This is a genomic window from Mesorhizobium sp. M5C.F.Ca.IN.020.29.1.1, from assembly GCF_003997375.1.
Taxonomy (GTDB): Bacteria; Pseudomonadota; Alphaproteobacteria; order Rhizobiales; family Rhizobiaceae; genus Mesorhizobium; species Mesorhizobium wenxiniae.
In genome coordinates this window covers 1-14,849 of the sequence record NZ_RZSW01000004.1, presented here as the reverse complement: position 1 = coordinate 14,849, position 14,849 = coordinate 1, and the positions used below count along the sequence as shown (strand labels likewise).

15 protein-coding genes and 1 pseudogene are annotated in these 14,849 nt (G+C 61.4%); 10 read left to right on the top strand and 6 right to left on the bottom strand.

From position 1 onward, the window contains the following. The first annotated feature begins 39 nt into the window (after positions 1-39). The 10 genes and pseudogenes from EOA85_RS00890 (at position 40) to EOA85_RS00855 (ending at position 8,308) form a co-directional block, all read left to right on the top strand. A complete protein-coding gene (locus EOA85_RS00890; RefSeq protein ID WP_127208004.1) occupies positions 40-1,119 on the top strand; it encodes an LLM class flavin-dependent oxidoreductase in 1,080 nt (359 codons plus the stop codon). A gap of 1 nt (position 1,120) precedes the next feature. Continuing rightward, positions 1,121-1,930, top strand: a complete 810-nt coding sequence (locus tag EOA85_RS00885) for an alpha/beta fold hydrolase (RefSeq protein ID WP_065007069.1) — start codon at positions 1,121-1,123, stop codon at positions 1,928-1,930. Then, complete coding sequence (locus EOA85_RS00880) at positions 1,927-2,241, top strand: NIPSNAP family protein (protein WP_127208003.1); 315 nt, start codon at positions 1,927-1,929, stop codon at positions 2,239-2,241. The genes EOA85_RS00885 and EOA85_RS00880 overlap by 4 nt, the downstream gene beginning before the upstream one ends. Positions 2,242-2,510: 269 nt before the next feature. After that, entirely contained in the window at positions 2,511-3,653 is a 1,143-nt protein-coding gene (locus EOA85_RS00875; RefSeq protein WP_082982249.1) for a betaine/proline/choline family ABC transporter ATP-binding protein, read from the top strand. After that, positions 3,646-4,605 (top strand): proline/glycine betaine ABC transporter permease, encoded by a 960-nt coding sequence (locus tag EOA85_RS00870; RefSeq protein WP_127208002.1) that lies wholly within the window; start codon positions 3,646-3,648, stop codon positions 4,603-4,605. The genes EOA85_RS00875 and EOA85_RS00870 overlap by 8 nt, the downstream gene beginning before the upstream one ends. A gap of 139 nt (positions 4,606-4,744) precedes the next feature. After that, positions 4,745-5,779 (top strand): glycine betaine/L-proline ABC transporter substrate-binding protein ProX, encoded by a 1,035-nt coding sequence (gene proX / locus EOA85_RS00865; RefSeq protein WP_127208001.1) that lies wholly within the window; start codon positions 4,745-4,747, stop codon positions 5,777-5,779. 439 nt (positions 5,780-6,218) lie between these two features. Beyond that, positions 6,219-6,605 carry an ATP-binding cassette domain-containing protein gene (locus EOA85_RS40040; RefSeq protein ID WP_348627869.1) on the top strand — a complete coding sequence of 129 codons (387 nt, stop codon included), beginning with the start codon at positions 6,219-6,221 and terminating at the stop codon, positions 6,603-6,605. Then, a pseudogene (locus EOA85_RS40035) lies at positions 6,502-6,723 on the top strand (ATP-binding cassette domain-containing protein); the annotation flags it as partial. The gene EOA85_RS40040 and the pseudogene EOA85_RS40035, both read left to right, overlap by 104 nt. Before the next feature lie 18 nt (positions 6,724-6,741). Further along, positions 6,742-7,212 (top strand): ABC transporter ATP-binding protein, encoded by a 471-nt coding sequence (locus EOA85_RS40030; protein WP_348627870.1) that lies wholly within the window; start codon positions 6,742-6,744, stop codon positions 7,210-7,212. 235 nt (positions 7,213-7,447) lie between these two features. Then, positions 7,448-8,308 (top strand): alpha/beta fold hydrolase, encoded by an 861-nt coding sequence (locus EOA85_RS00855; RefSeq protein ID WP_065007073.1) that lies wholly within the window; start codon positions 7,448-7,450, stop codon positions 8,306-8,308. Between the two features lie 60 nt (positions 8,309-8,368). Here the strand turns inward: EOA85_RS00855 and EOA85_RS00850 are convergent, their stop codons facing one another. From EOA85_RS00850 to EOA85_RS00825, 6 genes are all read right to left on the bottom strand, one after another. Next, positions 8,369-9,265, bottom strand: a complete 897-nt coding sequence (locus EOA85_RS00850; RefSeq protein WP_127208000.1) for an arginase family protein — start codon at positions 9,263-9,265, stop codon at positions 8,369-8,371. A gap of 469 nt (positions 9,266-9,734) precedes the next feature. Continuing rightward, positions 9,735-10,814, bottom strand: coding sequence for an ABC transporter ATP-binding protein (locus EOA85_RS00845; protein ID WP_065007075.1), 1,080 nt, complete (start codon positions 10,812-10,814; stop codon positions 9,735-9,737). Continuing rightward, positions 10,811-11,611 carry an ABC transporter permease gene (locus EOA85_RS00840; RefSeq protein WP_127207999.1) on the bottom strand — a complete coding sequence of 267 codons (801 nt, stop codon included), beginning with the start codon at positions 11,609-11,611 and terminating at the stop codon, positions 10,811-10,813. Before EOA85_RS00840 ends, EOA85_RS00845 begins: the two co-directional genes overlap by 4 nt. A 1-nt stretch (position 11,612) precedes the next feature. After that, a complete protein-coding gene (locus tag EOA85_RS00835; RefSeq protein WP_127207998.1) occupies positions 11,613-12,473 on the bottom strand; it encodes an ABC transporter permease in 861 nt (286 codons plus the stop codon). 67 nt (positions 12,474-12,540) lie between these two features. Then, entirely contained in the window at positions 12,541-13,545 is a 1,005-nt protein-coding gene (locus EOA85_RS00830; RefSeq protein WP_127207997.1) for an ABC transporter substrate-binding protein, read from the bottom strand. Positions 13,546-13,609: 64 nt separating this feature from the next. Then, on the bottom strand, positions 13,610-14,849 hold a 1,240-nt coding region (locus EOA85_RS00825; RefSeq protein WP_164759430.1), incomplete at its 5' end, for an aldehyde dehydrogenase.

The window sequence follows — 14,849 nt, the reverse complement described above, 5'->3', positions numbered from 1 at the left end:
GTCAGAAACACTGGGACAAACCATCCAAGGGAGATTGAAATGAAATTTGCCGTCTCATTGGGCATGGAGCGTTTCTCGCCAGAAACCTCGATGACGGCCGTAATGGACAATCTGCTGCAACTTGCCAAAATCGCGGACGCCGGCGGGTTTGAGGCGATCTGGACGCCGGAGCACCACACAATCGAGTGCACGATATCACCTAATCCGTTTCAGATCCTCACGTGGCTATCTCAGCATACGAGCCGGATCCGCCTGGGAACGGCAACGCTTGCCGCCGCCTATTGGAATCCAATCCGTCTCGCTGGCGAGGCCGCACTGTGCGATCACCTTACAAACGGGCGCCTGGAATTCGGCATCGCCCGCGGCGCCTATCAGTACGAGTTCGACCGAATGGCGCCGGGCGTCCAGCAGCAGGAGGGCGTCGGCTACATGAAGGAACTGGTGCCGGCGGTCCAGAAGCTTTGGGCCGGTGACTATGCGCATGAGGGCCAGTACTGGAATTTTCCGCGAGCGACCTCGGTGCCGAAGCCGCTGCAGAAGGGAGGTCCTCGCATCTGGGTCGCCGCCCGCGATCCCGGCACCTTCGACTGGGCGCTCGGCATCGGCGCCAACATTCTCTCCACGCCGCTCTCGCTTCCGGCGGCGGAAATCGGCGTGCTCGCCAGCAAGTTCAACAAGGCGGTCGCCGATCATCCCGAGGTGAAACGCCCAAAATTCATGATGCAGCGGCGCACTTGTGTCTATGACAAGGTCGATGACTGGCATCTCGCCGTCGAGCACAGCATGAACTATGGTCGCTATTTCGAAAACCTGATGCAGAACATTGGCACCGTGAAGAACGGTTTCCCGGAGGCCGTGCCCTTCGAAAGCGTTAAGGGCCGCGACAACTACAACCCGGAAAATATCCGCAAGAACCTGATGTTCGGAACGCCCGACGAAGTGATCGAGAAGCTGCTCGACTACGAAGCAGCTGGCGTCGATCAATATTGTCTCGGCCTCAGCTTCAACTTGCCCTTCGAACTGCAGAAGAAGACGCTTCGCCTGTTCACAGACGAGGTCATGCCCTTCTTTGCGCAACGCGAGCGCGAAACCCAGCAACTGGCCGCGGCAGGGTATTAGTATGACTGATACGCAGCGTCATACGGTCGGAGATGTGGTCCTGAACTATAGGGTTGACGGCAATGGGGCAGAGCCGCTGGTGCTCATCCACGGTGTCGGTTCCTACCTTGAAGCCTGGAGCGGGGTCGTCGAGCGGCTGAAGCATCGGTTCACCATCCTGACGTTCGACCTACGGGGTCACGGAAACTCGTCGCGCGTCAAAGGCCGCTACGAGATCGACGATTTCGTTGCCGAAACACTTGCGTTGGCGGACAGTGTCGGCTTCGACCGTTTCCATCTGGCCGGTTTTTCGCTTGGCGGGTTGATCGCACAGCGGTTGGCACTGACGCATCTTCCGCGCATTCAGCGCCTGATTCTCCTCTCGACGGTCGCGGGACGTACGCCTGAGGAGCGGGAGCGCGTCCTCGCCCGCCTCGCCGCTCTTCGCAGCGGCGAACCGGGATCGCACTACGACGCATCCCTGTCGCGTTGGCTGACTGAGGATTTCCAGAAGAAGAATCCCGATCTGATCGCAACGCTTAGACAGCGAAATTCTCAGAACGATCCGGACTGTTACGCTTCTGCCTACCGGGTTCTCGCCGAGACCGACTTCGGCGGTTTTCTCGACCAGATTCGCTGCCCGACGTTGATTGCAACCGGCGAGGAGGATGCAGGCTCCAATCCGCGCATGGCAAGATATATGCATGAGCGCATCCCTGGCTCCGAGCTCCGCGTCCTTCCGGGGCTGCGGCATTCAATCCTGACGGAAGCAGCCGATCTCGTCGCATCGATGATGGCGGACTTTTTGACCGTGCCGGAGACCGTGAAATGATCGTTGAAGAGCGTATCTATCGCATAAGATCGGGCAAAACCTCCGAATATCTGAAGCTTGTGCGCGAGGAGGGGCTGGCAATCCAGGAACCGATTCTCGGCGGACTGATCGGCTATTTCGTCACCGAGGTCGAGGCGCTGAACCAGGTGGTCCATCTGTGGCGATATGCCGATTTCGCCGATCGCGTCGCGCGCCGGCGCACGTTGTCGGAAGATTCGCGCTGGCGGGCCTTCATTCCGAAACTGACGGCGCTGATCGAAAGCGCGGAAAACCGTATCCTTCTTCCGACCGATTTTTCACCACTTCAATAGAAGAAGGGAAACGCAAGGCAAACCCTGAAGCCAACCGCGCACGGTGGAGTTGCACTGCAGTAAATGCACCTCGGTTTGGAGGAAGCGTAGCAGCAAAAATCCTCCGTGTTCGCGGAAGACGATCTAGCTGACATGCCCCTTAATTGATCCTCTTCAAAAAATTGCGGATCGGGAACATCCGTATCGTTGAAACATGGGAGCCAATGGTGACAGAGCGATTGAGAGTAGAGAATCTGTATAAGATTTTCGCCCCTTCACCCACCAGAGCCATGACGCTGCTCGCCACCGGCGCGGATAAGGCGCGTGTCCTTGCGGAGACCGACGCCGTCGTCGGTCTGAACAACGTCTCGCTTTCCGTTCCCTCGGGCGCGATCTACATGGTCATGGGCCTTTCGGGGTCCGGCAAATCGACGCTGGCGCGTTGCATCAACCGGCTGAACGAACCAACGGCAGGCAAGATCCTGCTCGACGATATCGACATCGTGCCGCTACGCGAGGACGCGCTTCGCGAATTGCGGCGCACGCGCATCTCCATGGTCTTCCAGCATTTTGCCTTGTTGCCAAACAAATCGGTGATCGAAAATGCCGAATTCGGCCTGAAGTTGCGTGGCGTTTCCGCCGCGCAGCGACGCAGGCGCGCTGAAGAGGTGCTGGCGATCGTCGGTCTCGCCAAATGGGCCTATCATCGCCCGCATGAACTCTCCGGCGGCATGCGCCAGCGTGTCGGCTTGGCGCGGGCCCTGGCGACCGATGCCGACGTCCTCATAATGGACGAAGCCTTCAGCGCCCTTGACCCGCTGATCAGGACCGAGATGCAGGATGAGTTACTGCGGCTGCAGCGCACGCTGAAGAAAACCATCCTCTTCATCACTCATGACTTCCAGGAGGCGCTGAAACTCGGAACGCGCATCGCCATTATGTCCGAAGGCGAGTTGGTGCGCGAGGGAACACCGCAATCGATCGTGCTCGAACCAGGCAGCGATTATGTCGCCGCCTTCACGCGCGAAGTCGACCGGTCGCGATTGTTTGATGCACGGTCGGTGATGCGCACCGGTTCGACGGTGTCGGGCGATGGTTCGGCGCGGATCGTCGGCGACGCCGAGCATCCCGAGGCTATGAGTTTTGCCATCGACGCGTCGAACCGCATCGTCGGCTGCCTCGATGCTGCAGCCCTGCAACAGGTAAAGGCTGGCAAGCCGGTCGGTGACCTTTTGACGCGTGATTTCGTCGCGGTGAGCGGCGCCACCAAGCTCGTGGATGTCGCTGGCTTGTATCAGAGCGGCAAGGCAATGGCCGTCATTGACGAGGACGGCCGCTTCCTCGGCATGCTTGAACCCGAACATATCCTTGGACGGATCGCCTCGGCGGCGAGATCACCAGCGCCTGCTTCGATGGGAGGCCACAATGCTTGATGCCGATGATCTAGCCATCTTTCCGGTGGACCAGTGGATTGCAGACGCCGTCCAATGGGTCGCGCTCCACCTCCGTCCACTGTTTCTTGGGATCAAGTGGCCGGTCGAAAACCTGTTGTCGTTCAACGATTACATACTGCACGAAATTCCGTTTCCGATCTTCGTCGTTCTGGTGTTCTTGGCCGCCTATCGGCTTGCCAGCATCGGCATCGCGGTGTTCAGCGCCATCTCACTTGTCGTGATCGCAGCCATCGGTGTCTGGACCGAGGCCATGACAACGCTTTCGCTGATTACCACGGCCATCGTGTTTTGCACCGCCATCGGCGTGCCGACCGGCATCTGGTGTGCTCGTAACGACAAGGTCTGGAGCGTGGTGCGGCCGGTGCTCGACATTATGCAGACCACACCGACATTCGTTTACCTCGTACCGGTCGTCATGCTGTTCGGCGTCGGCACAGTGCCGGGCGAAGTGGCGGTCGTAACAGCAGCTGCACCGCCGCTCATCCGCTTCACCAATCTGGGTATTCGCATGGTAGAGCAGGAAATGGTCGAAGCAGGTCTCGCCTTCGGCGCCGATAAGCGCCAGCTTCTGTGGGAAATACAGCTGCCGTTGGCTATCCCCACCATTCTCGGAGGACTGAACCAGACCGTGCTGACTGCGATGGTTATGTCCGTAGTCGTTGCCATGATCGGCGCGGAAGGCCTTGGCCTCGTGGTTCTCCAAGGTCTCGGACGTCTCGATGTCGGTCGCGCCGCCGTCGGCGGCATCGCCATCGTCCTGCTCGCCATGATGCTTGACCGGATCACCCAGCAGCTTGCCCGGCCGACCGACCGCAAGCGCAGGTCGGTGCTGCGCCACCTTTTCAATCTTTTCAAGGGAGAGCGATCGCACGAGGCCATCGCAACAACCGCAGCGAACCGCACGCATTCAGCGGAACCGCTCCGGCGGTAACCACCACCGGAATGACGACAGACACCGGCGGCTCGTTCCGCCGGACAGGAATTCACTTGCCTATGCCTTGCAGGGCCCGCGTTACAGCCAAACCTCGAACTCAGTGAAGTCCAAAGAAAAATCCAGAAGGAGAACATCGATGAAGCACAGCCTGAAAACCTTTTCCCTTTTTGTCACCGGCATGGTGCTGGCGGCCTCTCTAGGCCAAACTGCTTTCGCCGAAGACCTACCTGGGAGCGGCAAGATGGTGCGGTACGCCCAGTCCGACAGCCTAGGCGCCAATTATGTCGTTGCCCAGATCGGCATGGCGGCGATGAAGGAACTCGGTTACGACGTCAAGCTTAGCACGCTCAACACCACCTTGTTCTTCCAGGCGGCGGCCCAAGGCGATCTCGATATCGCGACCGATATAAACTTCCCGCAGCGCGAGCCGGGCTACAAGAAGGTCGAGGCGGAGGCGGAGATCGTCGGCGGTGGCCTAATTCAAGGCGGCGGCATCAATGGCTATCTGATCGACAAGAAAACCGCCGACGCAAACAACATCACCACGCTCGATCAGATGAAGGATGCGAAGATCGCAGCTCTTTTCGGCACGACCGGCAAAGCCGACCTCATCAATTGCGATCCGGGCTGGAGTTGCGGCGACGTCGTCGACTTCCAGCTTGAGAAATTCGGACTCAAGGGCAGCGTCAATTCGGTCCGCGGCAAATACGAGGCGCTGATGGTCGAGGCCGTCGCCCGTGTCAAGCGCGGCGAGCCGGTATTCTTTTATGCCTGGAGCCCTTCGTGGATGAACAAGGCTCTGGTGCCCGGCAAGGATGTCGTCTGGTTGCCGACGCCCTTCGATGCCTTGCCGGAATCGGTCCCGAACAAGGGCTCTGCCCTGGTGCCAGGCGTCAGCGGTTGCGCTGGCGGTGCTGATCCATGCCGCATGGCCATGGCGGCATGGAACTGGAACGCCGTCGCCAACCGGAAGTTCATTGCAGCCAATCCGGCCGTCAAGAAGCTCGTAGAGCAGATGTCGTTCCCGCTGGCCGACTGGTCGACCTGGGAACAAACGATCAGTGAAAAGGGCGGCAGCGACAGCAACATCAAGAAGCTGGCGCAGGGATGGATCAAAGCCCATCAGGAACAGTTCAACGCCTGGGTTGACCGTGCCAAAATTGCAAGCTGATCACAACGGCGCTCAATACGAGGCAGCCGCGCCAGCTTGGCACGACGCCGGGGTTTGACGATGCAAGGAATGCCCCGCCGTCGCAAGCCGTCGGGGCAATTCGATTTTGCCATACTGCAAAATGCGGAGCTTTCGCTATTGAGTTCCTTGAGCCAGTTTCGAGACGGTCCAAGACAGCGAATTGGCGTGTGGGGCTTACATCTGCGTTATTGCGCTGAACGATGTCCGGCACGGCTCGCCGCGATTCCGGGAACTCCGCCTTCCCTTTCCAACCCCCGAAAGGCTGCGCCTTCGGCCCGCGCTGTGCGTTCCGCCACGATGCCTGCGTTGTCCAGCCCCCGCTTGTCGGCGGGAACGGCCATCGTGCTGCTTGCGCATTGCCGGAAACCAGCCGCAAACGGTTCCATATACGCGAGGTTGCCAGCATCGAGACGCCAGTATGAGCGGCGTGCTGCGGGAGCGCCCGCTGCTCCGGACCAGCGACCTTTCCAAACACTATCACGTCGGCCGCTCGATCTTCCCGGCGCAGCGCCGGACGGTCCAGGCGGTCGACACGGTATCGCTCGATATCTGGCCCGGGGAAACGCTTGGCACCGTCGGGGAGTCCGGTTGCGGTAAATCCACTCTCGGCCGATGCCTGGTGCGCCTGACCGACATCACCTCCGGGTTCGCTGGAGTTCGAGGGCCGCGACATTACCGACGCGTCCCAGCGCCAACTCCGTCCGTTGCGGCGGCAGATGCAGATGGTCTTTCAGGATCCGAGCGCCTCGCCCAATCCGCGCCGGCGCGTCGGCGATCTGCTGGCCGACCCGTTCCGCATCCATGAGCGCCTCTCGGCATCCGAAATGGCGGACCGCGTCGCCGAGCTTCTGCGCCGGGTTGAATTGTCCCCCGAGCACGCGTCGCGCTATCCCCACGAATTCTCGGGCGGCCAGCGCCAGCGTATCGGCATTGCTCGCGCGATGGCGCTCCGGCCACGGTTGATCGTGGCCGACGAGCCGGTCTCGGCGCTCGACGTTTCGATCCAGGCCCAGATCGTCAATCTGCTCGCCAATCTGCGCGAGGAGTTCAACCTGACCTATGTATTCATCGCCCATGACCTCTCCGTGGTGCGTCAGATTTCGACGCGAGTGGCCGTCATGTATCTGGGATCGATCGTGGAAAGCGGGCCGACCGATCTGGTCTTTGCGGCACCCAGGCACCACTACACTGCGGCACTCCGTTCCGCGGTGCCGATTCCTAGTGTCGATCGGGCGCGGCATGGGCGGCTCGTCCTGAAGGATGACCTGCCGAGCCCTATGAACCCACCCTCCGGGTGCCGGTTCCACACCCGTTGCCCGGCTTCTACCTCCACGTGCCGCAACGAGCGGCCGCTTCTGCAGAGCACGGGAGACGGTCGCCTGGTTGCTTGCCACCATCCAGGGGGCGGGTAAGGCGCGGGATCTCGTCGGGAAAACAGGTGGAAGGCTGGGAACCCCGAACAGTCCGACGGCGATTGTGTTTGAGGAACAAAATTGTCCCTCAAAAACAATCGACTGGGAGTGATTTTTGCCCGTCCGGGCGTATCCGCAAGCACGCTATAGCGCCACGTAACCCACTGATTTAGAATAAATCCGGGAGAACGGCGGGCGAACCGAGCAATGGCTCGGCGAGAGAAGGAGGCCTGCGATGATCCGGCACTATCTTCGTGTCATGGGCGGAAGCCGTCTCGCGGTGGATGTCGGAGGGGATCCCTCCAGTCCCGCCCTATTGCTGCTGCACGGCTTTCCCAGCTCAACGCGCACGTTCCGGCGTCTGGCCCCGATGCTCCTCGACGACCTGTTCGTCATCGCTCCCGATCTTCCGGGGTTCGGGGAGTCCGATGTCCTTGCCTCGACCTCCTTCGAAGCAATGGGGAAGGCAATCCTCGAAGTCCTCGACCACTTCTCCGTCGGTCCCCGCTTCATCTATCTTCACGATTTCGGCGCGCCAGTCGGCTTTCATGTCGCGATGTATGCGCCCGTGCTGGTGACGGGTCTGATCATCCAGAATGCCAATGCTCATACCAGTGGGTTCGGCCGCCAATGGGCAGATACCATCGCCTATTGGTCGAACCCCACCGCGGAGAATGAGGCCGCCGCCACCGCTCATCTGACCTGGGAAGGGATGCGGTATCAGTATGTCGGGGGCCTGCCCGACGATATTGCAAAGTCCATCGCCGCCGAAAACTGGGATGAGGACTGGCGCGTGATGAGCCTGCCAGGACGGCTCAAGGCACAACGTGCCCTCGTGGCGGACTATGGAAACTATGTGCGCCGCTTCGCAGAGATCCAGAGCTATCTGCAAATCTACCAGCCGCCTGCACTGATGGTGTGGGGTCGCCATGACCCCTTCTTCGAACTCGCCGAAACCATGAGTTGGATCGAGGCGCTTCCCCGTATGGACGCCCATATCCTCGACGCCGGTCATCTCCTGCTCGAAACCCGTGCGGAAGCGGCAGCTCACCTGATCCTTGATTTCATCAACAGGGAAAAGGGCCGGTCCAGGTGAATGGGTCACGGTGTCGAATTTGACCGCCGTCAGCAAATTTATTTGTTATTGGTTTCAATACTAAGCAGGCGTGGCAGTGCCGAGAGCTACGGCCAGGACATCAGCAAGGCCACGGCCGGCGCTGCCGTCGACGTCGAGGCGCGGATTGTAGATGGCGACCTCGAGCCCGACCGCCTTTCCGCTCGCCAGGATGATCCGGAGCGCCGCCGACAGTTCGTCCCACGACAGCCCGCCCGGTACGCGGAAATCGACCGCCGGCATAATCGCATCGTCGAGACAATCGGCGTCGAGATGGATGAAGAAGCCGTCGACTTCCGCCCGCGTCAGGTGGCCAACGGCCGCCCGGGCGGCGGCTTCGACGCCCAGGCGGCGGATGGCGTGCAGATCGTAGGCCATGAGCTCCGCTGGCAAAGGCTGGCTGCCGAATTCGGCCTGGTCTTCGTGGTCGCGAAATGCGAAGGCGACAGCGTCCTCCGGACGCACCAACGGGCGGCGACCCTCCAGGTCGGCCAGCAGCGCCGGCCCGTAGCCGCTGACGAAGGCCAGGTCCATGGACGCGCCTTCGCCATTCGGCTCGGCCTCGGGCTGGAAGAAGTCGGCGTGGCCGTCGATGAAGAACAGGCCGTAGCGGCCGCGCCGGCGCAGCGCGAGCATCGGGCCCAGCACGATCGTACAGTCGCCGCCCAGCACCACCGGGAATTCGCGCGCATCCAGCACCTCCTCCACGGCGTCGGCGAGCTTGGGCGACCACGCCGCGATCGCGTTGGCATTCAGCGTCAGAGTGGCAGGGTCGGGCTTCGGGTCTTTCGGCGGGACGGCCAGTCGCCCGGCATGGCGCGCATGGATGCGGTCGGCGAGGCCCAGTTCCAGCAGCCGACCGGGCAAGCCCTCGACGCCGTCGGTCGCGAGACCCAGCGAAGAAGGCGCTTCAAGGATGGCATAGGGTCGGGTCGGCATCAGATGCTCCAGATATGGCGAATAAGAACCGGCGCAATGCCGGCGGTCTCTGCCACTGAGCGCTGCGGGCCGAGGCTGCCCGTCTAACGGCCACATAAGCAATGCTTTTGCGGCCAAAACTCACCTCGCAGCCGACGTAGCCTCGGTACGCAACACCTCTCGGTACGCTTCAGGCCGCCACGCTCTTCGACGTTGTCTCCAGCACCGCTGACGGTATTTTTCTCGTCAATTCGATCGCGTTGTTTTCGCCGGAAGTCGCACCACGCGGGCAATTGATACCGAAAGTGGACAAAGCCGAGGACAATTCAACCCGCCCAATTCCCTTTTGAAGTCAAAACCGCAAATTCTGACCGTGGAAGACAGGTCTTGGTGTGTCGATGTGGTGTTGCTGCAGCATGTGGCGATGAACATCTCGGACCTGGCGAGGCCCTAGCGCGAGTTACGCCGTGCTGAAGTCAACTGTCGTCTATCAGGCTGGAAACAGAAATGCGGCAGCGGGATCGAAAAAAATCTGCTGTCTGCTCGAGGCGATGCCTTCCTGTGCTTCCGCCATGTCGGATGTCGGCCTGACGTCGATCTCCTGACCGGCGGCCGTTCGCGCGATGACACGTCGCCGCTCGCCGAAGAAAGCGGTGTCGACGAATTCGACCGCAAGCCCGGCAGTGGCCGGGCCGGGTCTCAGCCGAAACGCTTCCGGCCGCACCATCAGCCTGGTCTTCTGGCCATGGCTGAAGTCCTGATCGATCCTGACGCCCGAGACAACCGAGCCATCGGCCAGGCGGATCGTGGCGGAGCCGTTGATGGTTTCAAGATGCTCGGCTGGCAGGAAATTGGAATTTCCGATGAAGCTGGCCACGAATTCGCTCGCCGGTCTCAGATAGAGGTCCTCACCGGTGCCGATCTGCTCGATGCGCCCTTCCCGAAACAGGGCGATGCGATCCGAAAGATGCAGGGCCTCGTCCTGATCGTGGGTGACGTAAAGGATCGTTACGCCGGTTTCGCGATGGATGCGTCGTATCTCGGCCTGGATTTCCTCGCGCAGCTTCTTGTCGAGTGCCGAAAGCGGCTCGTCCATCAGAAGGATCGGCGGATCGTAGGCCAGCGCCCGGGCAAGCGCCACGCGCTGCTGCTGTCCGCCGGAAAGCGCGGCAGGATATCGGCCGCCGAAACTCTCCAGCCGCACCAGCGACAGCATCTCGGCGACTTTTCGTTTGACCTCGGCGTCCGGCCGGCGGCGCACGCGCAACGGAAAGGCAACATTCTCGGCGACGGTGAGATGCTGGAACAGCGTGTAGCGCTGGAACACCATGCCGATGTTGCGCTTGTGCGACGGCACCGACAGCAGCGACCTCCCTTCGAGAAGAACGTTGCCGGATGTCGGATGCTGAAATCCGGCGATCGCGTAGAGCGTCGTCGACTTGCCAGAGCCGGAAGGGCCGAGAAAGGTCAGGAACTCGCCCTTGGGTATATCGATCGTGACATCGTGCACGGCGACGAAGCTGCCGAATGTTTTGCGCAGGTCGCGAATGGAGAGGAAGGGTTCGGTCATTTCGACAATTTCCGCCGAATGAGTGCGGTTACGATCATCAGGCTCAGCGTCAGGAGAACGAGAAGGCTGGACGCCGCGGCGATGACCGGGCTCAGATCCTGGCGCAGGCTGCCCCAGATCTTGACCGGCAAAGTCTGCAAGGTGGGGCTGGCCATGAAGATCGCGACCACCACCTCGTCCCATGAGGCGAGAAAGGCGAAGATCGCCGCCGAGAAAATCCCGATCTTGATCGCCGGCAAGGTGACCCGGAGTTTTGCTTCGAATGGGCTTGCGCCGCAGACGATCGCCGCATCCTCGATGGATTTGTCGAACCCTTCGAGTGCCGCGGTGATGGGAATGATGGCGAAGGGGAGTGCCAGGACTGTGTGTGCGATGACGAAGCCTGCCGTGGTGCCGCCAAGCCCGATCCGCAGGAAGAATGCATAGATGGCGATGGCGAAGACCACGACCGGCAGCACCATTGGCGTCAGCAGAAGGCCGCGAAGCGTGCTGCGCCCGCGAAACTGTGCCCTGACCAGGGCGAAAGACGCCAGGAGCCCGATGGCGACGGCAAGGATCGCAGCCATAGTAGCAATGCGCGCACTGGTCAGCGCCGCTTCGAGCCAGGCCGGATCGGCGAAGAGCTCCTCATACCATTTCAGCGTCCAGCCGGGCGGCGGAAAAGCCAGCCACCGCGACGATCCGAACGACAGAAGCACAATGAAGACCACCGGCAGTAGCAGAAACGCGGCAACCAGGCCGGTGAAGCCGAGAAGTGCTGCACGCAGCCAGCCCAGCCGGTCGTAGTCGAGCAGCATCTCAGATACCTCCTGTCATGCGCTTGGCGCCGACGAGGCGCAGCTGCAGCGCGTAGAGCGCCATGGTAACCAAAAGCAGGATGAAAGCCGCCGCGCTTCCGAGCCCCCAGTTGAGCAAGGACTGGATCATCTGGGCGATCAATGCGGCGAGCATTATGTTGGAAGTGCCGCCGAGCAGCGCCGGTGTCACGAAATAGCCGAGCGACATGACGAAAACCATCAGGCCGCCTGCAGCTATTCCCGGAAGCGACAATGGCAGCAGGATGCGGCGGAAAGCCTCGAAGGGACTCGCACCGCACAGAGCGGCGGCGCGCAGCGTCATCGGATCAATGGCGCGCAGGGTTCCGACCAGTGGCAGTATCATGAAGGGCAGCATGATGTAGACCATGCCGATGGTGACGCCGGTCAGGTTATTGATCAGCGGCAGCGGCTCGCTGATCAGGCCGATATCCATCAGCGTCCGGTTGATGACGCCGGTGCGTTGAAGCAGCACCATCCAGGCATAGGTGCGGGTGAGCAGATTGGTCCACATCGACAGGATGATGATGCCGAAGACGATCGAGCCGAGGGCAGGCGGCATGATCGCCAGCATCCAGGCGACTGGAAACGCCACGATCACGGTGACGGCGGTGACGACTGTGGCGACCAGAAACGTATTGAAGAAGACTCGCCCATAGGTGCCGTCGCCAAACAGGATTGCGTAGTTCTGCAGGCCCGGTACGGGTTCGGTTACGCTGCGCAACAGCAGCGCAACAACCGGCACCACGAAGAACAGGGTGATGAGGGTCAGCGCTGGCAGGGCGCCGCCGACGCCATCTGGCCTTCGGAGGATTGGCTGTCGATGAAGCAAATTGCCCGACATGGCGATGATCCGCAGCTCAGGCGGGACGCCTGGCGACGCCCCGCCGGTTCATGGGTGAGGTCGGCTTCTATTTGGCCTGCCAGGCGTACCAACGCTCCGCGATCGTGTCGCGGTTTTCTGCCCAGTAGTTCATGTCGAGGTTGATCTGCCCGTCGACATAGGCGTCCGGCAACGACTTGACGACATCGGCCGGCATTTCGGCCTTGGCTGCCTTGTTGATGGGTGCGTAGCCGCTTGCTTCAGCAAACATTGCCTGGCTTTTCGGGCTTGTCGCTGTGGCCAGGAATTTCATGGCGCTCGCCTTGTTCTTCGAACCCTTGGGGATGACGAGCACGTCGGCGGCGGTCATGTTCTGATTCCAGGATGCGCCGACATCGGCGCCGTCCTGCTTGAGGGCGAAGACACGTCCGTTCCAGAGCTGCCCGAAGGCCGCTTCACCGGAGGCGATCAGCTGTTGCGACTGCGCGCCGCTATCCCACCAGACGATTTCCGACTTGATCGTGTCGAGTTTCTTGAACGCCCGGTCGAGGTCGAGGGGATAGAGCTTGTCTGCCGGCACGCCGTCGGCCAGCAGTGCGATTTCGATGACGCCCGGCGCCGACCATTTATAGAACGTGCGTTTGCCGGGAAATTTCGTCAGGTCGAACATGTCGGCCCAGCCCGTTGGTTCGCCCGACACTGCCCCTTTGTTCCAGGCAAGAACGAAGGAGTAGTAGAAGCTGCCAACCGCATGGTCGGTGGTGAAGCGAGGATCGAGATCGGCTTTCGGCACGACGTTGAAATCGATCGGCTCGAGCAGGCCGTCCTTGGCCGCCTTGATGGCGAAATCCATTTCGACATCGACGACATCCCAGGCGACGCTGCCGCCTTCCACCATGGCCTTCAGCTTGCCATAGTCGGTCGGGCCGTCCTGCAGAACCTTGATGCCTGAACTCGCTTCGAACGGAGCAGCCCAGGATTTGGTCTGCGCCTCCTGCGTGGTTCCGCCCCAACTGGTGAACACCATTTCATCGGCCCGTGCGGCAGTGGCTGCCAGGAGTCCGGCCAAAATGCCGGTCAAAATCAGTTTCATGTCATTCTCCTCTGTTGGTTGCTTGGTTTCTTGTTCTTATGAAATTGCGCGATCGGCGCTGCCCTCATCGCATGACGAACGGGTCCGGGATCGGCTCGTCGGATAACCGTATCCAGACGGATTTCGAGCGCGTGTAGTCGCGGATGGCGTCGAGCCCGCCCTCGCGGCCGAGCCCGGACTGACCATAGCCGCCGAACGGCACGAGCGGCGAAACCGCGCGGTAGGTGTTGACCCAGACGACACCGGCATGGATGTCGCGCGCCATACGGTGCGCCCTGGCGAGATTGGTGGTGAACACGCCCGAGGCCAGGCCGAACGGCGTGTCGTTGGCAAGCGCCAGGGCTTCGGCTTCCGTGTCGAAGGCGAGAACGCTGAGCACCGGCCCGAACAATTCCTCGCGCACGCAGGGCAGCGCTGGATCCTCGGCGTCGATGATGGTCGGTGCGTAGTAGAAGCCGTGCGGATGATCGTCGGGCCTTTTTCCGCCGGTGACCAGCGTCCCGCCATTGGCGAGGCTCTCGGCAACGACCTTCTCGATCCATTCCCGCTGGCGTGGCGTTGCCAGCGGTCCCATTTCGGTGGCCGGATCCTGCGGATCACCAATTTTGATGGCCTCGGCCTTGTGCTTCAGCCTGTCCAGGAACTCGGCCTTTATCGAACGCTCGACAAGCAGCCGTGAGCCGGCGACGCAGCTTTGCCCGGACGCCGCGAAAATCCCGGCCACAACCGCGTTGGCCGCGCTGTCCAGGTCTGCGTCGGCGAAAACGACAACCGGGCTTTTCCCGCCCAGCTCCAGCGTCGTGTAGGCGAGATTTTCCGCCGTGTTGCGGATTATCGCGCGAGCGGTCGAAGGTCCGCCGGTGAAGGCGACGCGTGAAACCAGCGGGTGACTTGTCAGGCGCCGGCCGCAATCGTGCCCGAACCCGGTCAGTATGTTGACGCTTCCGGCGGGAAATCCGGCCTCGTGAACGAGTTCGGCGAAGGCCAGCAGCGGCGCTGGGCCGTCTTCCGAGGCTTTCAAGACCACCGTGCAGCCGGCCGCCAGAGCCGGACCGAGCTTGACCGCCGAAAGGAAGAGCTGCGAATTCCACGGCACGAGGGCAGCGACGACGCCGATCGGCTCGCGCCGGATGGTGACGTCCATGTCGGCCTTGTCGATCGGCAGATGCGAGCCTTCATGCTTGTCGGCAAGCCCGCCATAGTAGCGATAATAGTCGCCGACATAGGCAATCTGGGCGCGGGTCTCGCGGATGATCTTGCCGGTGTCGCGCGTCTCCAGCTCCGCCAGGCGGCCGGCATTGGCT